A 25,107-nucleotide genomic window follows, 5' to 3' on the forward strand; every position below is an offset into this window, starting at 1 on the left:
AAATAAATAATCTCCACCCATAATATTTTACTTTTATTCGCCGAAAGTACGAATTTGATTTTAAATGTTATTATTTTTTCACTCTCTAGAGAATAAAATCTTTAAAAATTAACACCTAACTCCAATTCAAGGTTAAATTCTTTATTTAATACATTAGAATTGATAAAATGCTGTTTGTAATTTATACCTAAAACTATACCTAGCTCTTCCCAAGGAATTAACCTTATTCCTTGTTTAGATTCAAGCCCAATTAAGAGTTTGGATTTTTTTTCGTTATTCAGACCCCTAGTTGTTTCATATCCAAAAGGAACATTTATACCAACACCTACATAAATACCTTTGTAAAATTTAATAAACCCATCTAAACCAGCTCCTAATAAAAACTGATTAAAACTTTTATACCCCTTACTCTTTAAAAGGTTGGGTTTTAATTGATAGTTATTGAATGAAAATACAGTTGGAATTATAAAATCCTCCTCTGTATCTGAAAACTCAGAGTATTTTATTTTAAATCCTTTATAGTGTTTACTAAAAACAGTATTGTAAGAAAGTATATGAATAGTTCTTGGAGCTTTTTTATTACTTATGCTAGGGTTTTGAGCATGAACGAAGCTAACAAAAAAAATTAACCAAAATAAGCAACGCATATTTTATTGTTTTTTATAGTGAAAAATAATGTAGTTTAATTCTTTAGTGTTGTACTTTATAGTTAAAAAATCTGAGGTAATTTGTAATACAGTAGCATCTAAAATTTCATTATTGTCTACTATCAGAGATATTTTAGTCTCCCCGTTTAGTCTCCAAGTTCCTTTATCATGATATCCTTCAGAGAAGGCTTCAAAAAACATGTTAGTTTTAAATAAGATATAATCATTACTCTCTTTTAAAGAAGGTTGATGCACTTCACCAAATACCTCATAGTTTTGAATGCGCCATTTTCCAATTAATTTAGATTTTAGACTTTTTTGAGAAAAAAGAGATAGAGATATTAAAAACAAGAAGACAAGTAAAACAATTCGATACATATTACAAGTGGTTATTAAATTCCAGGTAAAAGTATAAGGCAAGTAAAATGTGAGTTTGTTTATTTAAGACAATGATTATTTTATTACCTTTTGTCGTAAATAGACAAACTATAAAGTAAGAACCTATTGTAATTTTGATGGATAAAGCATCACAAATGAAAAACTCAACACAAATAGAGCGATATAATAAGTTGTTAGATTTTTTAGAAAAGCGTTTTAAAACATCAATTCACACACATGAAATAGAAGATGTTTCCTTTTACTCTTATCGAAATATCAATAGAATATTTTTAGCGTTACAACATGAAACTATTGGTCAATTTCTTAAAAGAAGAAAACTAGAAAAAGCTGCACAGTATTTAAAATTTTCAGATATTGAAATTTCAGATATTGCCCTAGAAGTTGGGTATAGTGATGTGGCAGCTTTTAGTAAAGCTTTTAAAAAACATTTTCGCTGTACACCTTCTAGCTTTAAAAGCTCTTATACATTTCAACAAAAAATTACGAATCAAATTTTAGAAGAACCTAATAAAAAAAATGATTCTTTATTACAATTTGAAATTGAAATTATACCATCATTTCAAATGTTGTATTTACAATATCAAGGAACTTATGAAGATATAAAAGGGATTGAAAGAACATGGAAACAGCTTTTAAAGTATGCTGATAAGCATGATTTATTAACTGATAAAACTATTATTGTTGGTGAAATTTTGGATGATGATGAAATAACAGAATTTGTTAATTGTAGGTATAATGCAGGGATTATGCTTACAGAAGTACAAAAAATTGAAGTTAAAGGAATGTTTAAAGTTAAAGAAGTTATCTCTCAAAAATATGCCAAGTTTATTCATAAAGGAAGTCATGAAAGCTGTTTTGAAACATACAATACAATTTATTCACATTGGATGTATGATATACAATTAGAGTTTGCGGACGCACCAATTTTAGAGTTTTATTTAAATGACGATAAAAATACTCCTCAAGAAGAATTAATAACAGAAATTTACATTCCTATTGTTTAACGCAAAACCAACAAATAAAAATTAATATTTTTTCTTTGAAATTTATACTTCCTCTTTGTCCTAAATAAACAAACACACCTACATTTTCCAGCCTACTTTTGTGTTATTAAACAAATAAAACACATGAAAAGTTACAAATTACAAAAGTATTGGCACATAGATTCTTACCTTCTTCTGGGATTGTATAATTGGCTTTTCTCAAGGAAACAATTCTATTTTGGTTTTCTTGTCCTATTCCTAAATACATAATTAAAAAAAGTTACGAAATGAGTTTTGCTAAATTAATATCACTTTTTGAAGAGTCTACAATCATGTTGTATATCGGTTACTTTTTTTTATTTAATACAAGTTTAATAGTATTAGAAATAATTATTGATGTGCTGTTTAGAAAAAAGAGAAAATGGAAAGATACCTTAGCCAATATATCTATTTTTTTTATGAATCAACTTATAGAAAAAACAATTATAGGATCGATTGGTGTAATTTGTTTAATGCCTTTTCATTGGATAACACCAATAACGATTCCTAGTAATGTATATACATGGATCCTGGCTTTTATTATAGCAGATGTAACGTATTATTGGATGCATCGTTTAGAGCATGAACATCGAATATTATGGGCTAGCCATAGTGTTCACCATTCTTCAGAAGATTATAACTTAACTATTTCTATGCGATTAAGTATTGTAGAAGGATTGTTTGAATGGGCTTTTTTAATACCGATGGTACTAATAGGTTTTTCACCATTTCAGGCTATTGTAGGATTAATATTAGTCGCACAATTTCAAACATGGATTCATACGGAGCGAATTGGTAAGTTAGGGTGGTTAGATGAAATATTCAACACACCATCCAATCATAGAGTACATCATGGATCTAACCGAAAATATTTAGATAAAAATTATGGAGGTGTTTTTATTATATGGGATAAACTTTTTGGAACATTTCAAAGAGAACAAGAAAAAGTAGTTTATGGGCTTACAAAGAACATAAAAACTAACAACCCTATTAAAATTAATTTTATAGAATATATTAATATTTACAAAGAAGTAAAAAGATGTAAAACATTAAAACATAAGCTAAAAATAATTTTTGGAAACCTAATTTGGAAGCCTGATTATTTTAAAAGTAAATAAGTTCAGCTTAAGCTTACTATATATTTGGAACGGTATTAGTTAGTTTAAAGTTTATACCTAATACCGTACTTTTTTACTTCTTAAATTTTTCTAAGGCTTTTTTGGTAAACTCGGATAAAACAAGCTTTCCAGAAGTCTCTGCACGTTCTATTAACAGTTCTTCCCAGTGTTCCGTTCCAATCCACAACGCTCTTTTCATTTCAACCAATGCTTCTGGGTTATACGAAGCTAATTTTTCTGATAAGATTTCAACCTCTTTATCTAATTCACTTTGTGTTTCAAAAACACGCGCATACAACCCTTTTTCTTTCGCCCAATACGCATTTTTCCAGCTCGTTGCATCTAAGGTTAACTCTGCCAATCCGCTTACGCTTATTTTGCGTTCTACGGCAGGAGCAATTACAAACGGACCAATACCTATCGTAAACTCAGAAAGTTTAATAGAAGCGTGCTCTGTAGCTAATACATAATCACAAGCAGCTGCTAATCCAACTCCACCACCCACAGTTTTTCCTTGTACTCTACCAACAATTAACTTTGAACAACGACGCATCGCATTAATTACATTGGCAAACCCTGAGAAAAAAGCTTTCCCATCTTCTAAATTATCAATTGCTACCAATTCATCAAAAGAAGCTCCAGCACAAAAAGCTCGTTCTCCTTCTGATTTTAGTACAATTACTGAAACTTCATTATTAATTGAAAGCTTATCAAATTCATTTGCTAAACGTTCTAATAACACACTTGGAAAGGAGTTACTTGCTGGATGCCCAAATTCAACCGTAGCAATCTTATTTTCAATATGTGTATATAAACTTCCGTTTTCTCTAGTTGTAGTCATTTGTTTATTGTTGTTTGCTCAAAATTACGTTTTTTGAGCAAGTGGTAAAAACTTTCTTCTAAACTTTATAATTAATGGAGTTCCTCTAGCAATCATCCACAGGAAAAAAGCAATCCAAATAGCATACAGTTTATAATCTAGTGAATCAAAAAATAATAAGGTTGGGACAAATACGAATCCTGTTGCTAATAATAAAACGTTTCGTAAGTACTTCATTTCTCCCATACCTTTAAACATTCCGTCATAAATAAAAGCGATAGAACATACAGGTTGCATGAGTAAAATAATCCAAAAAGTATTGTAAAATTGTTTTAAAACCTCAGGTTCTTTCGTGAATATTTTTCCTATAAATTGATATAAAACAAAACCTACAACTGTGAGTAAGAGTCCGAAAAGGAATCCGTATGTAATTAATCGATTTCCTAACATGACTAAGGTTTTATATGCTTTTGCTCCTAATAATTTTCCTGATAATATATTTCCTGCAGAAGAGTAGCCGTCAATCATAAAAGCGCCCATAAGCCATAAATTGAAACCAATCGTATAAGCTGCGATATAAGCGTCGCCATAATCAGTAGCATAGGAAGTACCAAAATATAAAGCAACATTTAACGCTATAGTTCGCACAAATAAATTTAAAACCATGTTTATAAACTTTGGTATTTCAGCATTAAGAGGCAGGCTGAACCTTAATGGAATATCTGTCTTCTTTAACAATAATACCGCCGAAATTATTGCCATAGTAGCTTGTGCTACAACACTTGCATAGGCTGCACCTTGAATATGCATTGCAGGAATCAAGCCTTCTATTCCATATACCAATACAACATCCAACCCTATATTAATAAACGTACCTATGAGTGCTATTACCATCGGATAATACGTGTTTTGCAACCCTCTAAACGTACCAAAAACAGCAATCGTAAAAAGCGTAAACGGGAATCCGAAAACACGAATTTTGTAATACGAAACAGAATAGTCTAAAATGGTTCCTGAAGCATTATACAACTCAAAAATTTCTTTTGCAAAAGGGTAACTGATTCCTAAAATAAGCGCACTTACCCCTAACACAATAACAATAGCTTGTGCTGGTAGGTTTTTTATTTCGTCAAGTTTATCAGCTCCTAAATATTGAGAAACGATAGAAGAAATTCCGCTACGTGTTTGCCCAAATACCCAAATTAACATGGATAAAAAAGCCCCTACAATACCAATCGCAGCAATACTTTCGGTAGCATTGTGCTCAATGTTACCTACGATGGCTAAATCTGTGGTAGAAAGTAACGGTTCAGCAACACCTGCAATTAATGCAGGCATTGCTAATTTATTTATGTGTTTAAAACTAATGTTGTGTTGCATAATAGTTAACAAAAATAACTATTATTGAAGTTGGAAAATGAAATTGCAGTGTATTGTTTTATTAATGTTATTTAAGAGCAAATCTCACATTTACCTGTTAAAAAAACAGTAGCACTCTCTATGATATGATTTTCAACCTGAGGAATTGAAATATCAACTGATAAACATGTTACTTTTTTGCAGTCAGTACATTGAAAATGAGGATGTATATCATTATGATGATGCGAAGAACAACTAGTACATTTAGCATACCATTTTACACCTTCTTTCCCCATAAAAGAATGTATAACGCCATCGTTTTCCAGACGATCCAAAACTCTATAAACCGTAGTTTTATTCATTTCGTCATTTAATTTGCTTACTAAATCAACAGCAGCAATTGCTGAGACTCCAGACTCAAATAAGCTTAATAATTTTTTTACTGCTTTTGTTTTCCTAATAACTCCCATAAAACTAATTAATGCAACATTGTTGCAATTAAAAAAATAATGTACTTTTGCTTTTCAAAATACTAAATTAAGAAAATCAATGGTACTCAAACAAAAATCAGATACATTAGGAGCTTTGTCGAGCGGTCTATGTTTGGTACATTGCGTATTTACACCTTTTCTGTTTGTTATACAATCTCATGCTGCTTGTTGTAGTCATGAAGCAGTTCCTTTTTGGTGGAAAAGTATAGACGTTTTATTTCTAGTCATTTCATTTTTTGCTATTCAAAAATCCGTTCAAACTACTTCAAAAAAATGGATGCAGTATGCTCTTTGGATTACGTTTTTGATTTTGTTTATAATCATTTTAAACGAATATACACAAGCCATGAAATTACCTGAAGAAAGTATTTATGTACCATCATTAGGTTTAGTGTTTCTACATATATATAATAGAAAGTATTGTCAATGTGCAAACAACACTTGTTGCGCTAATAATTAAATAGTTTAAGTAATGAACAAGCATGATTACATAGGTGATAATCACATTTTAACAAATATTAAAACACCTTTAACACCAAACGCTTTTGATAAATCAGACGAAGAAAAGATTGTAAATATTCAAGGTCATTTTGCAAAAATAATGGAGGAGCTCGGTTTGGATTTAACAGATGATAGTTTGTCTGGGACACCTTATCGTTTTGCTAAAATGTATGTTAAAGAGTTGTTTTATGGATTGAACCCAGCTAATAAACCCAAAGCTTCTACTTTTGATAATAAATACGGTTATAGTAAAATGTTAGTGGAACAAAACATTACTATCGATTCTTCATGTGAACACCATTTTCTTCCTATTAGTGGCTATGCACATATTGGTTATATTCCAAAAAATAGGGTTATCGGGTTTTCGAAAATTAATCGTTTAGTAGATTATTATTCACACAGACCACAGGTACAAGAGCGATTATGTTTACAAATCTTAACAGATTTACAAGAAACTTTGGAAACAGAAGATGTAATTGTACTGGTGAATGCAAAGCACCTATGTGTTTCTTCTCGCGGAATTAAAGACAAGAATAGTTACACAACAACTATTGAGTACGGAGGAAGTTTTAATGATTTAGCTGTTCGTAATGAGTTTTTTAAAATTTGTGAGTTTGAAAATAGAGAATAATTAACCAATTACTTCTTCGTTAACATTCGTTTTATTTCATTCAGCTTCATTAAAGCTTCAATAGGTGTTAGTGTATCGATGTTTGTAGTTAAAATTTCTTCTCGAATATCTTCTAACAACGGATCATCTAACTGAAAAAAGCTCATTTGCATATCTTCATGCTGTGCTTCTTTCAAGGTTTCTTTTACCTCCTTGTGTGAATGTGAGTTTTCTAACTCTTTTAGAATTTTGTTTGCTCTATGAATTACCATACTTGGCATTCCTGCTAATTTCGCCACGTGAATTCCAAAACTATGATTACTTCCTCCAGCTACTAACTTACGTAAGAAAATAATACTATTATCTAGCTCTTTTACCGATACATTAAAGTTCTTGATACGTTCAAACGTGGAAGTCATTTCGTTTAACTCGTGATAATGCGTTGCAAATAGTGTTTTTGCTTTCGATGGGTGTTCGTGTAAGTATTCCGAAATTGCCCAAGCAATAGAAATTCCGTCATAGGTAGATGTTCCACGTCCAATTTCATCTAACAACACCAAACTACGATCAGAAATGTTATTTAAGATCGATGCGGTTTCATTCATTTCAACCATGAATGTCGACTCTCCCATCGAAATATTATCACTCGCACCTACTCTTGTAAAAATCTTATCCACCATACCTATTCGAGCATTTTGAGCAGGAACGTAACTTCCCATTTGTGCCAATAATACAATCAATGCTGTTTGACGTAAAATTGCTGATTTACCCGACATGTTAGGACCTGTGATCATGATAATTTGTTGCTGATTACGGTTCAGCACCACATCGTTCGCTATGTATTCTTCGCCTATTGGTAATTGTTTTTCAATAACCGGGTGGCGACCATTTTTGATTTCAATATCGGTACTATCGTCCATTAAAGCGCGCACATAATTATTCTCGGTAGCTAAGGTTGCGAAAGATTGCAATACATCAATCTTAGCTACATTTTGTGCATTTTGTTGTACTGGTTGTACAAAGCCTATAATGTACTGTACTAACTTGGCAAAAATCTCCGTTTCTAATTGCTGAATTTTCTCTTCTGCTCCTAAAATTTTTGCTTCATATTCTTTTAATTCTTCGGTAATGTAACGCTCTGCATTCACTAAAGTTTGCTTACGAATCCATTCTTCAGGAACTTTATCTTTATGCGTATTTCTAACTTCAATATAGTATCCAAAAACATTATTAAACGCAATTTTTAAACTCGGAATCCCTGTACGTTCCGTTTCACGAGCTAGCATCGTATCTAAATACTCTTTTCCAGAGTTTGAAATGTTACGCAATTCATCCAACTCTTCTGAAACTCCGTTTGCAATCGCATTTCCTTTATTGATGTTTACAGGGGCTTCTTCTAAAACAGTCTCGGTAATTTTATCAATTAATTCATCACAAGTATTAATTTTTTCTCCTAATAACCTAACGGCAGCGTTTTCGCTGCTTTCTGCGGATTCTTTTATCGGAAGAATCGCTTTTAACGAATTTTTTAACAAGATGACTTCTCTTGGAGATACTTTTCCTGTCGCAACTTTCGATATCAATCGTTCGATATCAGAAATTTGTTTTAATTGGTAGGTTACAGTTTCAGAAAAAGTATCGTTATCAATTAAAAACTTCACTAATTCGTGTCGCTGCTGAATTTGGTCTAAATCTTTTAACGGAAGGGCTAACCAACGTTTTAACAATCTCCCTCCCATTGGAGAAATCGTTTTATCGATTACATCTAATAATGAAACAGAGTTCACCGAGTTTCCTCCGTATAATTCTAAGTTTTTTACGGTAAAACGATCCATCCACACATACTTATCCTCAGCAATTCTGCTAATTGATTGTATATGTTCAATTTTGTTATGTTGCGTTTCAGATAAATAGTACATGGCTGCACCTCCCGCTACAATTCCGTATTCTAACTCTTCAACTCCAAATCCTTTTAACGTTTTTACCTTAAAGTGATTTCGAAGTAATTCATCTCCATAATCTTTTTGAAACACCCAATCATCCAAATAAAAAGCATGAAAACGATTGGTAAAAGCTTCTAAAAATCGCTGCTTATACTTCTTTTCTACCAAAACTTCACTTGGTGTAAAGTTTTGTAAAAGCTTATCTATGTATTCTTCATTTCCTTGTGCTATGAGGAATTCTCCAGTAGACACATCTAAAAACGAAACCCCTAATAGCTTTTTCCCAAAATGAACTGCTGCTAAAAAGTTATTCGACTTCGATTGTAATACCTCATCGTTCAACGCAACTCCAGGAGTTACCAATTCCGTCACTCCCCGTTTCACAATCTTCTTAGTCATTTTTGGATCTTCTAACTGATCACAAATAGCAACACGTAATCCAGATTTTACTAACTTAGGCAAATACGTATTTAAAGAATGGTGCGGAAACCCTGCCAATGCTGTTTCACTTTCGCTGCCACTTCCTCTTTTGGTTAAAATAATACCTAAAACTTCTGACGCTTTTACAGCATCTTCTCCAAAGGTTTCATAAAAATCGCCTACTCTAAATAATAACATCGCATCCGGATATTTTGCCTTGATTCCGTTATACTGCTGCATTAATGGAGTTACCTTTTTTGCCTTTGTTTTTGCCAAGTTTCTAGATTTTTTGGGTTAGTTTTGCGAAGATAGAAAAGTTTAGAGTTTCTTTTGTTTCAAGTTATCCACAACTTTAAACTTTTGAACCTGAAAACCACTTTATGAGAAAATTAAAAAACAGCGAACTAGGCAGGAAAACAGTTGAAGAGTTTAAGCAAACTAACAAAACTCCCATCATTGTAGTATTGGATAATATTCGTAGTTTGAATAACGTAGGTTCTGTTTTTAGAACTTCGGATGCTTTTTTGATTGAAAAAATTTACTTGTGTGGTATCACTGCTACGCCCCCTAACAAAGAAATTCATAAAACTGCTTTAGGTGCCACTGAATCTGTAGATTGGGAATATGTTGAAAATACTATAGACTTGGTTGAAAAATTACAAGCAGAAAACGTAAAGGTCTTATCTATAGAACAAGCAGAAAATAGTACAATGTTAGATACTTTTACTCCTGAAATTGACCAAAAATACGCAGTAGTGTTTGGAAATGAAGTAAAAGGTGTACAACAAAAGGTTGTTTCTGCTTCTGATGTTTGTATTGAAATTCCGCAATTAGGAACCAAACACTCATTAAATATTTCTGTGAGTTGTGGTGTGGTTTTATGGGATTTGTTTACTAAAATGAAAAAGTAACGTCATTACTATCTCTTTTGATAATCTCTTTTTTTATAAAAAACATTATATTCGCCTATATAAACAAATTAATTATGTTAAAGAACATTTCAAATTTAGGAACAGTTTTGGATAAAACTGAGCAAAAACATATTCAAGGAGGAGGATGCGGTTCTGGTTGGACTTATATACCTGCCTTAGACCTATGCCTTATAGACGATGATTATTATGGCGGAACCGACAACCCAAAAACTGGTGGTGGTGGTGGTAATACAGGAGGAGATTAAATCTTTTAACCTTCACGTATAACGAATAATAATAACCATTACTTTTGGAAAAGTAATGGTTTTGTTTCCTAAAAATAAATCTGAAGTAATTTACTTATTTAGAGTTCATAATTCAAAGATTGCTTCACTTTAGCCTGTCTTTAGCGACAGTCGAAAGATTCGTAATGACAATATCATTCTTTTAAAGTAGAGTGTTAAATTTTTGAATTTATCCTAAAAACCTACTATATTAGGCACTTGATTACCCCATCCCCAAGAGTTATTTTGTAATTAAAAACCCTATTTAATATGGAAAACAAGTACTTAAAAGAAACAGCAATGAGTTTAAACCCTGATGGAGATACTGAAACTACAACCGATAATAGTGGAACAGACAATCCTAAAACTGTTACTGATACTGGTGGTAGTGGTGGTAGTGATGGTGGTGATTAAGTTTAAAATTACTTAGTCAACTAATTAATCTTACATACAACTTAAAAATAAAACCATTACTTTTGAAAAGTAATGGTTTTATTTTATGACTAGTGATGAAACGTTTCCTCTATATTCTTCTATTTTGCTCTTCTTTTCTGTTTTCTCAAGAAAACAAGGACTATTTCTCTAAAAGAGACTCACTAATAGAAGCTGGAAGACAGGCTTACTTTAGTAAAAAGCTTCCTCTATTGAAAACAATCACTACACAAGTTGATTCTTTTTATAAAAAAACAAAGGACTCTATTTTATTGGCTAAGTATTATCATTTTAAAGCTCTGCAAAATAAGCTTACTTATACTAACGACAGCTCTTTTTACTATTACCACCTTTCAAAAGATATCTCTAAAAAAATAAATGATTCTTTAGCAGTTGGAAGACGTTTGTTAAGTTTAGCTATATTACAAAGAGAAGCCAAAGATTATCGTGGTGGTGAAATAAGTTTAATTGAAGCTTTGCAATATTTAGAACCCATACAAACTTCTATTTATTTAGAACGTGTATATACTAACTTAGGGCTTATTTCTGAAGAATTAGATCAAAAAGACGATGCCATACAGTACTATGCAAAAACATTAAATATTAATAAAAGAACTAAAGACAAACGAAGCTACACATTCACTAATAACAACTTAGGCTTGCTTTACCAAAAAAGAAACAACCATAAAAAAGCTATCTCCTATTTTAATAAAGGTTTATCTCAAGACAGTATCAAAGAAAAGTACCCTACTCAATATGCTTTATTATTAGAAAATTTGGCTGCTAGTAATTTTTTGTTAGGTAAAAAAGAAAATGTACTGAGACAATATAATAAAGTTCTAAGGATAAGGGAAAGAGAAAAGGATTTTACAGAATTAAGCACAACTCATATAAACTTGGCAGATTATTACAAAAACCTTAATCAAACTAAAAAAGCTTTGTTTCACTCTAATGAAGCTTTACAATATGCAAAACAAACCCATAACAATAAGCGTTGGTTAGAAGCTTTAAAAAACCTTTCAGATTTAACTAGTGGTGAACAATCTAAACAATATTTAAAAGAATATATAGCTTTAAATGATAGTTTGTTTCAAAATGAACGTAGGTTAAAGAATCAATTTGCTAAAATTAGATATGAAACGGATAAAAAAGAAAAAGAAAATACTGTTTTAAAAACTGAAAACGAGAAAAAACAGGCAGAAATACTTCAACACAAACAACAAAAAACAATAGGTTGGTTATTGTTCGTTCTTAGTTTATTGTTATTTGGTGTAGGAGTATTGTTTTATTTTAACAGAAAAAGAAAACTACTCTATCAAGCCCAATTAGAAAGAATACAGGCAAGAGAACATGAACGTAAACAAATAGCAAAATCCTTGCACGATGAAGTTGCTGGTGATTTACGCTTACTACATCGTAAATTAGAGAAATCTAACTTATTAGAGGAAGCTCAAAAGTTAGATGCAGTAAAAGAAAATGTTCGTAATTTATCACATCAATTAAGCAGTGTTAGTTTTGATAAAGTACCTTTTAAAGATCAAATTATCAATTTAGTAAGTGATTATTTTGAGTTAGATTTTAAAATAAAAGTCTACGGTATTCGAGATTATGATTGGACTACCCTTGACAACTCTATAAAACGACTACTTTATTTAAGTACTCGTGAAAGTATACAAAACTGTAAAAAACACGCAAAAGCGAGTAAAATAACTATCAATTTTTCTGTACGTAAAAAATACGTACATTTGGGTATTATTGATAATGGTATTGGCTTTAATACCACCGTTAATAAAAAAGGAATTGGTTTACAAAACCTACAAGAACGCATTGAAGAGTTAAATGGTAAATTAACTATTAGTAGTGAAGTAGGTAAAGGAACCCAAACCAGTATTCAAATACCCTTAAATGGCTGGACAAACAAAAATACTTTTAGTTGATGATCATCAATTGATTTTGGAAGGAATTCTTTCATATCTAAAAGATATAGATAACTTAGAAATTGAAACAGCTAATTCATGCGATGAAGCTTTTTCTAAAATAAAATCAAGTTTAAGCGAAAATCCATTTCATATCGTTTTTACCGACTTGAGTTTTGACAACCAAAACAAAAATGTTATTTTAGATGGAGGAGAAGCTTTTATAAAATCTATACTTAAAGAAGCAATTCCTATTAAAGTAGGTGTAATTACAGGACACTCTGAAACAAACAGAATTTTTAATGTTATACATAATTTAAACCCTTCTGCCTATATTTTAAAGGGAAAGTGTAGTACAGATGAACTAACCTTTGCTATTCAAAAAATGTTAAAAGGTGAAATATACTATACGCACGAAATTCACCAAAAACTCTTAAAAAGGGCTTTAGTTGAAATACAAATGGATGATATTGCCATCCAAATTTTAAAAGAGCTACCTAAACATGCTAAAATTTCTAACTTAGAAGGCTTAATTAAAAAGGACGATGGATCATTAATAAAAGTCAGATCCATAGAAAGCAAACTATCTAAACTAAGAACAGACTTACAAGCCAATAATAATACAGACCTGGTATTAAAAGCAAAAGAATTAGGAATTATAGATTAAGCTTAACCTCTTTTGCGGAAATACACATTTATTTTTGCGGTTATCCCATTTTACAAATTACAACTAAACAGTAATTTCGCAATGGAATTCAAACCATTGTTGGGAAGAATCTTGAAAAGAGAGAGAATGTAAAAAAAGCCTTTAAATATTTAAAGGCTTTTTTATGCTATCTATCTCGTCCTAAAATATGCTATTGTAAAATTGACTTATTTTTTCTCTTGCGGAAAACCACACATTTTTTTGCGGAAATACCCTTTTTTAACCTTTAATCTCTCTTTACATTTGTGACATCTTCTTTTCAAGATTAATTGGAAAAAGACATTTAAGGGGAATAATGAACCTTCTAGAAATTCTAGAAGGTTTTTTTTATGCTATTTCGGAAAATTGCACTTTTAACTTCGGAAATCCCTTTTTACACTCCTGATTATCAGCATATATTTGACATGTTCATTATTTAATGACAATTAATTAAAGGGGAATTAATTAAATCATTTTAAAAATGGGGAAACTACTATTACGTAAAATGAGCAGAGGTTTTAACACTTTACTTTCAGTTCTAGCCGAATTCGGTAAAGGTGCTGGATATGCTCTAAGACACTAAAAGTTAATTAACCAAACTTAAACGTGTAAACCTTCTAGAATTTCTAGAAGGTTTTTTTTATTACCATTACTAAAATTGTAAATTAGGCGTTCAATCATTTTATGCCTAAATGACTCAAAAATATATTATTGCTCTAGACCAAGGAACAACTAGTTGTCGTACCGTAATTCTTAATAAAGAGGAAAAGATTATAGCAAAAACTCAACAAGAGTTTCAACAAATATTTCCACAACCTGGTTGGGTAGAACATGATGCTAATGAAATTTTACAAACTCAGTTAAAAACCTTACAACAAGCTATTGAGCAGGCTCAAATATCACCTTCACAAATAGCAGGAATAGGTATTACTAATCAGCGTGAAACAACTGTAGTTTGGAATAAAAACACAGGTAAACCAATATACAATGCTATTGTTTGGCAAGATAAAAGAACAGCTGATACTTGTGAGTTACTCAAAGAAACTGGACTCGAAAACTATGTACGTAAAACTACTGGACTGGTAATTGACAGTTATTTTTCTGCAACTAAAATTCATTGGATCTTAAATCATGTAAAGGGAGCTCAAAAAGAAGCTGAAAAAGGAAATTTGTTATTTGGAACTATTGATTCTTGGCTTTTATGGAACTTAACCAATAAAAAAGTTCATGCAACAGACTATAGTAATGCCTCACGTACCATGCTATACGACATAAAAAACTTGTGTTGGGATGAAACTTTAGTAAAAGAACTAAACATTCCAATTTCAATGTTACCTGAAGTAAAACCCTCATCTTTTCATTTTGGAAACTACGAATTAGAGGGAGTTCAAATTCCAATTGCTGGAATAGCAGGAGATCAGCAATCTGCTTTATTTGGACAAGCATGTTTTAAAAAAGGAGAAGCAAAAAACACCTACGGAACAGGGTGTTTTATGTTAATGAACACAGGTGAAAACTTAGAATATTCTGAAAATGGTTTAATTTCTACAATTGCTTGGGGAATTAACAACAAAGTGTATTACGCTCTTGAAGGAAGTGTTTTTGTTGCTGGTTCAGCAATTCAATGGTTACGAGATGGACTACAAATTATCAATAATGCAGAGGAAAGTGAACTTTTTGCTGAAGAAGTTACCGAAGAAAACCCTGTTTACGTAGTTCCTGCTTTTGCTGGCTTGGGCGCTCCGTATTGGGATATGTACGCTAGAGGTGCTGTTTTTGGTTTGACTCGTGATACAGGAAAAAATCACTTAATTAAAGCCACATTACAATCATTAGCTTATCAAACCAAAGATATTTTAGATGTTATGCAAAAAGATAGCATGCTTCAACTCTCTTCTTTAAAAGTAGATGGCGGAGCATGTGCTAATAATTTACTGATGCAATTTCAGGCAGACATCTTAAATGTAGCAGTAGAGCGTCCTGAAGAAATTGAGACCACCGTAATGGGAGCTGCTTATTTGGCTGGATTCTGTGTTGGTTTTTGGCAACAAAACGATATTGTTAACAAAAGAAAAATAGATAAAACATTTACTCCTTCTTTCTCTAAACAGAAAAGAGAAAAATTATACCGTACTTGGCAAAAAGCTGTTGAACGTACTAAAGATTGGATTGATTAAAAATAAAAATCATGGCAAAGTTTTACGATAAAATAACAACTAGAATTCAACAGTTTATTGAAGCACAAAAGCTCTTTTTTGTTGCTACAGCAGCAAAAGAAGGACGAATTAATCTTTCTCCTAAAGGAATGGATACCTTTAGGATACTTAACGAAAATACAGTAGCTTGGTTAAGTGTTACAGGAAGCGGTAATGAAACCTCTGCACATTTGTTAGCTGATAACCGAATAACAATTATGTTTTGTGCTTTTGAAGGAGCTCCAAACATACTAAGACTATACGGAAGGGCAGAAGAAATTCTTCCAACTTATAATAAATGGGAGAATTATGTCAAGTTGTTTCCTAATCTTCCAGGTACTCGACAAATATTTATTGTTTCTGTTGAAAGTGTACAAACCTCTTGTGGAATGTCTATTCCTTTTTATGAATACCAAGGAGAACGAAATCAATTAAATGATTGGGCTATTGAAAAAGGTGAAGAAGGAATTAAACAATATTGGAATGACAGAAACCAAACTAGTATCGATGGCTTTGATTCTTTATTAAAAGAAGAAACATCTTCTTAAATTATTTAAAAAAATATCTTCTTTTTTCAAAATCCTGATAAAAATCATGTTTTTACTTAAACTATGCTTGTACTTTTGAGACAGTAAAGTATAAGAAGAAATGGTACAATTAATGAACATCCCAATGGTATCTTGGACAAACGGAACCATTATGATGGTTATTTTCGGTTTGGTTTGTATAGGTTTAATAACCGCTCTTTTAATTCTTGTTAATGGTGGCAAGAAGAAAGAGTAGGTAAATTTAGTTTTAATAGTTGATTGAAGAAGCACTCTTTAATAATGTGTTAGTGGTTTAACGTTTGAGTGCTTCTTCTTCTTTTTATTTGAATGCGTTTAATCCTGTGATATCCAATCCTGTGATTAATAAATGTACATCGTGCGTTCCTTCGTAGGTTATTACACTTTCTAAATTCATTGCATGTCTCATAATTGAGTATTCTCCAGAAATACCCATTGCACCTAACACTTGTCTTGCTTCACGTGCTATTTTTAATGCCATGTCCACATTGTTTCGTTTCGCCATAGATATTTGAGCAGATGTTGCACGACCCTCATTTTTTAATACTCCCAATCGCCATGTTAACAACTGTGCTTTGGTAATTTCGGTAATCATTTCCGCTAGCTTTTTTTGTTGTAACTGAAACTGTCCTATTGGTTTTCCAAATTGTGTACGTTCTTTCGCATAACGTAACGCTGTATCGTAACAATCCATTGCAGCACCAATAGCCCCCCAAGCAATACCATAACGTGCAGAATCAAGACACAACAATGGTGCTCCTAACCCAGATTTATTAGGTAATAAGTTTTCTTTTGGAACTTTTACATTATCAAAAATTAACTCCCCAGTAATGGAGGCTCTTAACGACCACTTGTTGTGAGTTTCTGGTGTAGAAAAACCTTCCATACCACGTTCTACTATCAAACCATGAATACGTCCTTCTTCATTTTTTGCCCATACAACTGCTACATCACAAATTGGTGCATTTGAAATCCACATCTTTGCTCCATTTAACAAGTAATGGTCTCCCATGTCTTTAAACTTAGTCTCCATTCCTCCAGGGTTACTACCATGATTAGGTTCTGTTAACCCAAAACTCCCCATCCATTCACCAGAAGCTAATTTTGGTAAATATTTTTGTCGTTGAGCTTCCGTTCCGTAGTTATAAATAGGCCCCATAACAAGAGAAGACTGTACTGAAGCAGTAGATCGAATTCCACTATCACCTCTTTCTAGCTCTTGCATAATTAACCCGTAAGAAATTTGGTCTAACCCAGCACCACCGTACTCTTCAGGAATATAAGATCCAAAAGCTCCCACTTCTGCCAATCCGTTAATTAATTCCTTTGGAAACTCAGCACGTTGTGCATATTCTTCTATAATTGGAGACAAGTTTTTCTTAACCCATTCACGAGCTGTATCACGAATAAGTTTATGTTCATCAGTTAATAAATCGTCTACTTGATAATAATCTGGCGCTTGAAATAAATCAGACTTCATAAATATGTTTTTAAATTAATTTTTACTAATTGTATAAGAGAAGTGTAAAATTAATCGCGGTTTGATTTTATGTGATTTCTTAAAAGAATTGTTTCAAAAATACTTAAAAAAATGGTTATTCGTGCAGGTTTGCGTATGTTTGTACTAATGAGATTTACTTTAGGAAAAGAGGAGCGCTTAAAAAGCAAAAAGCTCATAGGAAGACTATATGAAGAGGGAAAAGTGATAAAAGTTTTTCCACTAAGAATGGTATATGTACAAACCGAACATACCTCTAAGTTTCCTGCACAAGTTGGAGTTTCTGTACCTAAACGTAATTTTAAAAAAGCGGTGGATAGAAATCGTATTAAACGATTACTTCGTGAAACTTACCGTAAAGAAAAGCATACTATTTATGAGACTGTAGATAAACCGTATGTGTTTATGATTTCTTATCTTGCAAGAGATGAATGGAAATATGCCGATATTGAGCATAAAATGAAGAAATTATTAACACAATTTATTACAGAAGTTACTCAAGATGAAAAATAAAAAACTCTTTTTTTTTGGTTCACTTATAGTCATCTCCCTTTTCTTTTCTTTTCAATCTCGTTTTTTTGAGATTGCTAAACAAATAGAAATCTATAACAACCTTTTTAAAGAGTTGAACATTAACTATATTGATGAAATCAACCCTGGTGATTTAACTGACAAAGCGATAAAAAACACCCTTAAAAATTTAGATCCATATACTAATTTTTACAACGAACAAGATGTTGAAGATGCACGTATTCGTCGTGAAGGTGAATATGGAGGTATTGGTATTTCTACATTTTACACCAAAAGAGGAATTGTGGTTTCTGAAATTTATAAAGGTTTTTCGGCAGATAAAGCTGGCTTAAAAGCAGGTGATATTATTACCAATGTAAACGGACAAGAATTAGCTTCTTTGGAAAGAAGTCAATTTTCACAAATGCTAAAAGGTGTACCAGGAAAAGAGCTTTCTTTACAAGTAGAAAGAAACGGTCAAACAAAAAGTGTGTCAGTTAAACTTGACAAAGTTATTTTAGACCCTGTCCCTTTTTACGATATGATTGATAACGAAACTGGGTATATTGTTTTAACACGATTTATCAGTCAAAAAGCTACCGAAAGCGTTGTCAACGCGTTTAGTGATCTTAAAAAAAGAGGGATGAAAAAATTGGTTTTTGACTTAAGGTACAATCCTGGTGGCTCTTTATTTGATGCAGTAAACATTACCAATTTATTTATTCCTAAAGGCTTGAAAGTTGTAGATACTCGTGGAAAAACTCAAAAAAACAGTAGAACCTATAAAACAAATAAAGCTCCTTTAGATGCTGAAATTCCTATTGTAGTTTTAATTAATGGTCGATCGGCTTCTGCTTCAGAAATTGTTTCAGGTGCTTTGCAAGACTATGACCGAGCTGTAATTATGGGGGAGCGTTCTTTTGGAAAAGGACTGGTGCAACGTTACTTTGATTTGAGTTACGGAACACAAATGAAAATAACAATTTCTAAATATTACACCCCAAGCGGACGTTGTATTCAAGAATTAGATTATGCCAATAGAGATCCAAAAACAGGTGAAGTACCTAAGTTTTCTGATACTATTCTTAATGAGTTCACAACTCAAAACGGACGAAAAGTATATGATGGTGGAGGGGTAACTCCAGATATAACAAGTGAGTTTTCTAAAAAAACAGAAGAAACAGATGATTTACTAAAATCAAGAGCAATATTCAATTTTGTAACAGATTTCACATATCAAAATCCTAATTTATCTACTGAAAACTATACTTTTTCTTCTTCTGATTTCAATAACTTTAAAGAATATTTACTTCGTAAAGACACTGCTTTTGTATCTAAAGAAGAAAAGCTTTTCCAAGAAGCATATGAATCAGTAGAAAACAACAAAAAAATCACTTCTGAATATAACGCGATTATCCAACAATTAAAAGCAGCTAAAGTTGCTAAAGTTTTGGTAAATGAAGATCTTTTATCAAAAGAAATTGAAAATGAAATTATTGAGCGTTATGCGTACAAAGAAGGAATGTATAAGCATTTATTTAAAAATGATATAACTATAAAAAATGCTGTTAACTTGCTAAATAATCCTAAAAAATATAGCAGTATTTTAAAAAAATAGCTTCTTTAACATAATTTGTATATTTGTACTTTAAAAACATATGTCAAAACCTATCCTAAAAGAACGTACAAGAGCCCAAGAATCTACAAATGCTATTGAGCGTTTATACATTTCAATGCGACACTTATTTAGTCGCGGTTTTTACAAACCAATGGGTGTTTCTGGTGAAACCTTACGAAAATCACTATTATCTTTACGACCAGAAATTTATGGTTCTATTGCAGAAAATAAAACTGAGTTAAACGGACTGGTATACGTTATTGAACGCTTACCTGAAGGAATTGAAGAATGTCAGTTTATATATTTAACCGCAGATGAGGGATATCGTAACTCAAAATTTAAGGCTATCGTTCCTCCTAAAAGAAGGAGAAATTGCTATCGCATTGATAAAGATCAAATGAATATTGAAATTACTAGAGGACGCTCAGAAATTTACGATATTCTTACACACTTAACTTTTTTATTTATTGAATCTCACAAAATTAAAGACCGTGTAGTTTTTAATAATGGAGAAAGCTTTATTCGTGAATGGCTATTATTAGAAGATATTGTAATACACAATAAAACACTTACGGATGAAGAAAAAGATGTAATTGTTGTACATCTTGGTAATATTTTAGGAAGAACTTACGATGAGGTATATGATGCTTATAACACATTTTCAACAAAAGAGAACCCTAACAGGTTTTTCCATCTAATTTACTGGTTAGGTAAATTAGCTATTAATGAAACACTGTATGACCAAAAACGTTCTATTAAATTCAGTTCTGTTCTAACTCAAGAAATAGGACACCATTATTATGGAGAAATGTGGGCTAACAATATTAAAAAAGTATTGTTAGGCAACGAGTTAATAGAACGTCCTATCCATATCATTAGTGCAAACATGCACAGTGTAATGAATAGTATTTACGCTCAAAATGCTTTACCAAAAGAAGCTAAAAAACATAAAGATTTTCAACTTTTTGAAGTATTGAGTAATGCTAATAGCAGTACTTTACAGTCTGCCGTTAAAAATTATGCTTCCGAAAACGGACTGATATATATCAAAGATACATCTGGGACTAACATTAATGTTCAGGTAATTGATACCCAAAAAATTAATTTTGAAACGAACTCTTTTAACAAAGTTAATTCTATTGGAAAAGACCCTGTAATTATTGTGATGGACTATGCCTTTGGTGAACAGGCTTTTGAAACTATGGATGAATTGTTAAAGCCTTATAAAACAAAAGGAGAAAAAATTCATTTAGATGTTCAATCTGTTTCTATCATGGGAAAAGCAGGTATTTTAGAAGGTGGCAAAGGAGATATTATGATTCCTTCTTCACATATTTTTGAGGGAACTGCTGATAACTATCCATTTAAAAACGAATTATCAAAAGAAGATTTAGAAGGTTTTGGTGTTCAGGTTTTTGATGGCACAATGATTACTGTGTTAGGAACTTCATTACAAAACAAAGATTTACTACGATTCTTCCACGATTCAACTTGGAATGTAATCGGACTAGAAATGGAGGGAGCGCACTATCAAAAAGCCATTCAATCAGCCTCGAAAATTAGAGGTAATATTTCAGAAAATGTAAAGGTTCGTTATGCATATTACGCTTCAGACAACCCCCTAGAAACAGGAGCTACGCTTGCCTCTGGAGGACTTGGAATGAGTGGAGTAACACCAACTTATGCTATTACACAAAAGATACTAGAACAAATATTTTAGTTGCAGGACGACTATCAAAAACCTAATTACACTGTAAAAAGGCATTATTTCAGTTGAAATAATGCCTTTTTACTTTTTTTATGCAATTTTAAAGACTGGTTTTGTTCATAGCCTTTTTTCTTATTTTATATTTGCACTCACAATACAACAACACACAACAATGAATATTCTAATTTTAGGATCGGGCGGTAGAGAACACGCCTTTGCTAAAAAACTTTCAGAAAGCACAAAAATAAATAATCTTTTTGTAGCTCCTGGTAACGCAGGAACTGATGCAATCGCTAAAAATATAGCTATCAATCCAACTGATTTTGCACAGGTAAAAGAAACCGTTTTACAACACAATATTAATATGGTAGTTGTGGGTCCTGAAGCACCTTTAGTTGAAGGAGTTCACGACTTTTTCTTAGCAGATGAAGAGTTAAAAAACATTCCTGTAATTGGACCTAAAAAAGATGGTGCTTTATTAGAGGGAAGTAAAGATTTTTCAAAGCAATTTATGGAAAAACACAACATTCCTACAGCTCGTTACCAATCTTTTACTACTGAAACCTTAGCTGAAGGAAAAAAATTCTTAGAAAGCTTAGGCGCTCCTTATGTATTAAAAGCGGATGGATTAGCTGCTGGAAAAGGAGTTTTAATCTTAAATAATTTAGACGAAGCCAAAGCTGAATTAGAAGAAATGCTTTCTAATCAAAAATTTGGAAGCGCTTCATCAACAGTCGTTATTGAAGAATTTTTAAAGGGAATTGAATTATCTGTTTTCGTTTTAACTGACGGAAAGAATTATAAAATCTTACCTTCTGCTAAAGATTACAAACGTATTGGAGAAGGCGATACAGGGCTAAATACAGGCGGTATGGGTGCTATTTCTCCTGTTCCTTTTGCAACGGGTGATTTTTTAACGAAAGTGGAAGAATTAATCGTTAAACCAACGATAAACGGTTTGCAAAAAGACGGAATTGATTACAGAGGGTTTATTTTTATCGGATTGATGAATGATAACGGAAATCCATCTGTTGTTGAATACAACGTTCGTATGGGAGATCCTGAAACAGAAGTAGTATTACCTCGTATACAATCAGATTTAGTCGATTTATTTGAAGGAGTTGCAACGCAAACTTTAGGAGAAAAATCATATGAGGTTACTCCACAAACAGCAACTACCGTTATGTTAGTTTCTGGTGGATATCCTGAAGCTTACGAAAAAGGAAAAGAAATTACAGGTTTTAATACTGTGGAAGATTCTATTGTTTTTCATGCAGGAACTACTTTAAAAGATGGTAAAGTAGTTACTAGTGGTGGACGTGTTATGGCAATTACTTCTTTTGGAGATTCTATGGAAGAAGCCTTAGAAAAATCATACAAAAACATTGATAAAATAACTTTTGATAAAATGAATTATCGAAAAGATATTGGGTTCGATTTAAAATAAATAACAATAAAAAAAGGAGTTGATAGTCAACTCCTTTTTTTATTTCATTGCTTTTTCTAGCGTAAACGAGAATTCAGAACCTTGACCATGTACACTCTTTAAAAGAATTGTTTCATTATGTGCTTCAATAATATGCTTAACAATAGAAAGTCCTAATCCAGACCCTCCTTGTTCACGAGACCTGCTTTGATCTACACGATAAAAACGCTCAAATAAACGTGAAAGGTGTTCTTGCTTTATTCCTTCACCATTATCATTTATTTTAATGATAAGCTTATGCTGGTTATAGGGTTCAACACTTACAGTAGTAATTCCTCCCACTCTACCATATTTAATAGAATTTACAACAAGGTTAATTAACACTTGTTCTATTCGCTCAACATCACCTTTTACCAAATGCGGAAAGTCATACACACGGTCAAAACGTAATGTAATATTTCTCTTTTTTGCTTTCATTTCAAACAAGTCAAATACGTTTTGAATTAGCTCAATAATGTTAAAAGTTTGCATATTCATTTTCATTCCCTCTGTTTCTAACTTAGCAATCATATCTAAATCTTTCACAATTGAGGTTAATCTTTCCACTCCTTTATTAGCTCTTTCTAAATATTTTTCAAGAATTTCTTTGTCTTCAGCAGCTCCTTCAATAAGGGTTAAAATATAGCCTTGTACGGTAAAAAGTGGCGTTTTTAACTCATGAGCAACATTACCTAAGAAGTCTCGACGAAATGAATCTCGTTGTGTTAAACTAGCAATTTCTTCACTCTTACCTTCTACATATTCTTGTACACTTTTGGTTAACGCTTCTATATCTGTAGTTACTTTATTTCTTTTTAAGTCATTCACATCTAAAATAGAAATATCTTCATACATCTTTTTTACTCGTTGGTAAATAAAGTGTTCTGCTCTATATTGAATTACGAAAAAAGAGATGATAAACATTGCAATACCAAAAATTACAATAGTTATTACTCCTAAGCTATTTAATAAAAATAAATACGATAATACTGCTATAATTATAGATAATAATGTTGAGTATAAAGCCGACCAAAGTGCGTAGTTATATGTTTTTTTTATTTTTTTCATCTGTTTATTTTCTATTGTTTTTAAATATCAGATGTAATTCGCTAATAGTTATCTTGCATAATATCAAGAATTATTATAGCTCATTTCATGATAAAAAAATAGATTGCTAGCTAGCAATCTACTTATTAATTTTTGAGTTTAAAAATTATTTGTCTGTTTCGTCTAGCACAAACTTGTATCCAACTCCTTTTACTGTTTTAAAATAGTGATCTCCTATTTTCTCTCGGAGTTTACGTATGTGTACATCTATAGTTCTACCTCCTACAACTACTTCATTTCCCCAAACGCTGTCTAAAATAACTTCTCTTTTAAATACTTTTCCAGGTTTTGAAGTTAATAAAGAGAATAGTTCAAATTCTTTTCTTGGTAAAGATATTTTTTCTTCTCCTTTAAAAACTACATATTCATCTCTATTGATGACTATATCTCCAATTTTTGTAGTAGTATCTGCTTTTTCTTCTGTCTTTAAACGACGTAATAACGATTTAACCTTACTTATCAGCACTTTTGGCTTTACTGGTTTAGTTATGTAGTCGTCTGCTCCAGCGTCAAAACCTGCTACTTGTGAGTAGTCTTCTCCCCTAGCGGTTAAAAAAGAAATTATAACGTCTTCGAGAGATTTTACGTTTCTAATTTTTTCACACGCTTCGATACCATCCATCTCAGGCATCATAATATCTAATAAAATTAAATGTGGAGTTACTTTTTTTGCTGTTTTAACAGCTTCTGCACCATTGTTTGCAGTAAAAACCTGATATCCTTCTGATTTTAAATTGTATCCTACAATTTCTAAGATATCTGGTTCATCATCAACTAGTAAAATTTTAATGTCGCTAGTGTTCATTATTCATTTTTATTGTGTTACTCAAAAGTAATCATAAAAAAATAAACCCTTTATATGCATGCTTAACTTAACGTTCA

25 protein-coding genes are annotated in these 25,107 nt (G+C 31.7%); 16 read left to right on the forward strand and 9 right to left on the reverse strand.

The genetic code is table 11. From position 1 onward, the window contains the following. Positions 1-101: 101 nt before the first annotated feature. The gene (locus tag MHM83_RS02335; protein ID WP_073182319.1) at positions 102-647 is read right to left on the reverse strand and encodes a hypothetical protein; all 546 of its coding nucleotides are present in this window, start codon (positions 645-647) and stop codon (positions 102-104) included. 3 nt (positions 648-650) lie between these two features. Further along, positions 651-1,025 carry a lipocalin family protein gene (locus MHM83_RS02340; RefSeq protein ID WP_167712632.1) on the reverse strand — a complete coding sequence of 125 codons (375 nt, stop codon included), beginning with the start codon at positions 1,023-1,025 and terminating at the stop codon, positions 651-653. Between the two features lie 155 nt (positions 1,026-1,180). Between MHM83_RS02340 and MHM83_RS02345 the strand changes: the two genes are divergently transcribed. Both MHM83_RS02345 and MHM83_RS02350 read left to right on the forward strand, forming a co-directional pair. Continuing rightward, entirely contained in the window at positions 1,181-2,050 is an 870-nt protein-coding gene (locus MHM83_RS02345) for an AraC family transcriptional regulator (protein ID WP_239178278.1), read from the forward strand. A 266-nt stretch (positions 2,051-2,316) separates the two neighbouring features. After that, positions 2,317-3,186, forward strand: coding sequence for a sterol desaturase family protein (locus MHM83_RS02350; protein ID WP_047788005.1), 870 nt, complete (start codon positions 2,317-2,319; stop codon positions 3,184-3,186). A gap of 73 nt (positions 3,187-3,259) precedes the next feature. Here MHM83_RS02350 and MHM83_RS02355 read toward each other — a convergent pair whose 3' ends face one another. The 3 genes from MHM83_RS02355 to MHM83_RS02365 all read right to left on the reverse strand — a co-directional run bounded on the left by MHM83_RS02355 (position 3,260) and on the right by MHM83_RS02365 (position 5,835). Further along, entirely contained in the window at positions 3,260-4,027 is a 768-nt protein-coding gene (locus tag MHM83_RS02355) for an enoyl-CoA hydratase/isomerase family protein (RefSeq protein WP_159488631.1), read from the reverse strand. 24 nt (positions 4,028-4,051) lie between these two features. After that, a complete protein-coding gene (locus MHM83_RS02360) occupies positions 4,052-5,386 on the reverse strand; it encodes an MATE family efflux transporter (RefSeq protein ID WP_073182322.1) in 1,335 nt (444 codons plus the stop codon). Between the two features lie 71 nt (positions 5,387-5,457). Next, positions 5,458-5,835: a Fur family transcriptional regulator gene (locus MHM83_RS02365; protein WP_159488636.1), complete on the reverse strand. Its 378-nt coding sequence runs from the start codon at positions 5,833-5,835 to the stop codon at positions 5,458-5,460. 79 nt (positions 5,836-5,914) lie between these two features. On the opposite strand from MHM83_RS02365, the gene MHM83_RS02370 reads away from it, so the two are divergent. Beyond that, positions 5,915-6,316 (forward strand): MerC domain-containing protein, encoded by a 402-nt coding sequence (locus tag MHM83_RS02370; protein ID WP_159488638.1) that lies wholly within the window; start codon positions 5,915-5,917, stop codon positions 6,314-6,316. Between the two features lie 12 nt (positions 6,317-6,328). Then, positions 6,329-6,988: a GTP cyclohydrolase I FolE gene (folE, locus tag MHM83_RS02375; protein ID WP_239178279.1), complete on the forward strand. Its 660-nt coding sequence runs from the start codon at positions 6,329-6,331 to the stop codon at positions 6,986-6,988. 8 nt (positions 6,989-6,996) lie between these two features. Here the strand turns inward: folE and mutS are convergent, their stop codons facing one another. Beyond that, entirely contained in the window at positions 6,997-9,606 is a 2,610-nt protein-coding gene (mutS, locus tag MHM83_RS02380; RefSeq protein ID WP_239178280.1) for a DNA mismatch repair protein MutS, read from the reverse strand. A 104-nt stretch (positions 9,607-9,710) separates the two neighbouring features. Between mutS and MHM83_RS02385 the strand changes: the two genes are divergently transcribed. The 8 genes from MHM83_RS02385 to MHM83_RS16150 all read left to right on the forward strand — a co-directional run bounded on the left by MHM83_RS02385 (position 9,711) and on the right by MHM83_RS16150 (position 16,536). Beyond that, positions 9,711-10,241, forward strand: coding sequence for an RNA methyltransferase (locus MHM83_RS02385; protein WP_159488644.1), 531 nt, complete (start codon positions 9,711-9,713; stop codon positions 10,239-10,241). A 74-nt stretch (positions 10,242-10,315) separates the two neighbouring features. Then, positions 10,316-10,507 carry a hypothetical protein gene (locus tag MHM83_RS02390; protein ID WP_239178281.1) on the forward strand — a complete coding sequence of 64 codons (192 nt, stop codon included), beginning with the start codon at positions 10,316-10,318 and terminating at the stop codon, positions 10,505-10,507. A 288-nt stretch (positions 10,508-10,795) separates the two neighbouring features. Next, positions 10,796-10,939 carry a hypothetical protein gene (locus tag MHM83_RS02395; protein WP_159611142.1) on the forward strand — a complete coding sequence of 48 codons (144 nt, stop codon included), beginning with the start codon at positions 10,796-10,798 and terminating at the stop codon, positions 10,937-10,939. 230 nt (positions 10,940-11,169) lie between these two features. Continuing rightward, positions 11,170-12,894, forward strand: coding sequence for a tetratricopeptide repeat-containing sensor histidine kinase (locus MHM83_RS02400; protein WP_239178282.1), 1,725 nt, complete (start codon positions 11,170-11,172; stop codon positions 12,892-12,894). After that, positions 12,863-13,540, forward strand: a complete 678-nt coding sequence (locus MHM83_RS02405; protein ID WP_159488648.1) for a response regulator — start codon at positions 12,863-12,865, stop codon at positions 13,538-13,540. Before MHM83_RS02400 ends, MHM83_RS02405 begins: the two co-directional genes overlap by 32 nt. A 710-nt stretch (positions 13,541-14,250) precedes the next feature. Then, a complete protein-coding gene (gene glpK, locus MHM83_RS02410) occupies positions 14,251-15,735 on the forward strand; it encodes a glycerol kinase GlpK (protein ID WP_159611146.1) in 1,485 nt (494 codons plus the stop codon). An 11-nt stretch (positions 15,736-15,746) separates the two neighbouring features. After that, positions 15,747-16,301, forward strand: a complete 555-nt coding sequence (locus MHM83_RS02415) for a pyridoxamine 5'-phosphate oxidase family protein (protein ID WP_159611148.1) — start codon at positions 15,747-15,749, stop codon at positions 16,299-16,301. A 100-nt stretch (positions 16,302-16,401) separates the two neighbouring features. Beyond that, positions 16,402-16,536 carry a hypothetical protein gene (locus MHM83_RS16150; RefSeq protein WP_255724753.1) on the forward strand — a complete coding sequence of 45 codons (135 nt, stop codon included), beginning with the start codon at positions 16,402-16,404 and terminating at the stop codon, positions 16,534-16,536. Between the two features lie 84 nt (positions 16,537-16,620). Here the strand turns inward: MHM83_RS16150 and MHM83_RS02420 are convergent, their stop codons facing one another. Continuing rightward, positions 16,621-17,799 (reverse strand): acyl-CoA dehydrogenase family protein, encoded by a 1,179-nt coding sequence (locus MHM83_RS02420; protein WP_047788017.1) that lies wholly within the window; start codon positions 17,797-17,799, stop codon positions 16,621-16,623. A 111-nt stretch (positions 17,800-17,910) separates the two neighbouring features. Here MHM83_RS02420 and rnpA point away from each other — a divergent pair, with 111 nt between their 5' ends. The 4 genes from rnpA to purD all read left to right on the forward strand — a co-directional run bounded on the left by rnpA (position 17,911) and on the right by purD (position 23,100). Then, positions 17,911-18,330: a ribonuclease P protein component gene (gene rnpA / locus MHM83_RS02425; RefSeq protein WP_239178283.1), complete on the forward strand. Its 420-nt coding sequence runs from the start codon at positions 17,911-17,913 to the stop codon at positions 18,328-18,330. Beyond that, on the forward strand, positions 18,320-19,945 hold the full coding sequence (locus tag MHM83_RS02430) for a S41 family peptidase (RefSeq protein ID WP_239178284.1): 1,626 nt from the start codon (positions 18,320-18,322) through the stop codon (positions 19,943-19,945). Before rnpA ends, MHM83_RS02430 begins: the two co-directional genes overlap by 11 nt. A gap of 40 nt (positions 19,946-19,985) precedes the next feature. Next, positions 19,986-21,665 (forward strand): DUF6909 family protein, encoded by a 1,680-nt coding sequence (locus tag MHM83_RS02435; RefSeq protein ID WP_239178285.1) that lies wholly within the window; start codon positions 19,986-19,988, stop codon positions 21,663-21,665. A 160-nt stretch (positions 21,666-21,825) separates the two neighbouring features. Then, positions 21,826-23,100 (forward strand): phosphoribosylamine--glycine ligase, encoded by a 1,275-nt coding sequence (gene purD, locus MHM83_RS02440; protein WP_239178286.1) that lies wholly within the window; start codon positions 21,826-21,828, stop codon positions 23,098-23,100. A 39-nt stretch (positions 23,101-23,139) separates the two neighbouring features. Here purD and MHM83_RS02445 read toward each other — a convergent pair whose 3' ends face one another. Continuing rightward, positions 23,140-24,186, reverse strand: a complete 1,047-nt coding sequence (locus tag MHM83_RS02445) for a sensor histidine kinase (protein WP_073182334.1) — start codon at positions 24,184-24,186, stop codon at positions 23,140-23,142. A gap of 145 nt (positions 24,187-24,331) precedes the next feature. Next, complete coding sequence (locus MHM83_RS02450) at positions 24,332-25,030, reverse strand: response regulator transcription factor (RefSeq protein WP_047788022.1); 699 nt, start codon at positions 25,028-25,030, stop codon at positions 24,332-24,334. Positions 25,031-25,107 lie beyond the last annotated feature (77 nt).

It is taken from the genome of Tenacibaculum sp. Mcav3-52 (assembly GCF_022347665.1).
In the GTDB taxonomy this organism is placed as follows: Bacteria; Bacteroidota; Bacteroidia; order Flavobacteriales; family Flavobacteriaceae; genus Polaribacter; species Polaribacter mesophilus.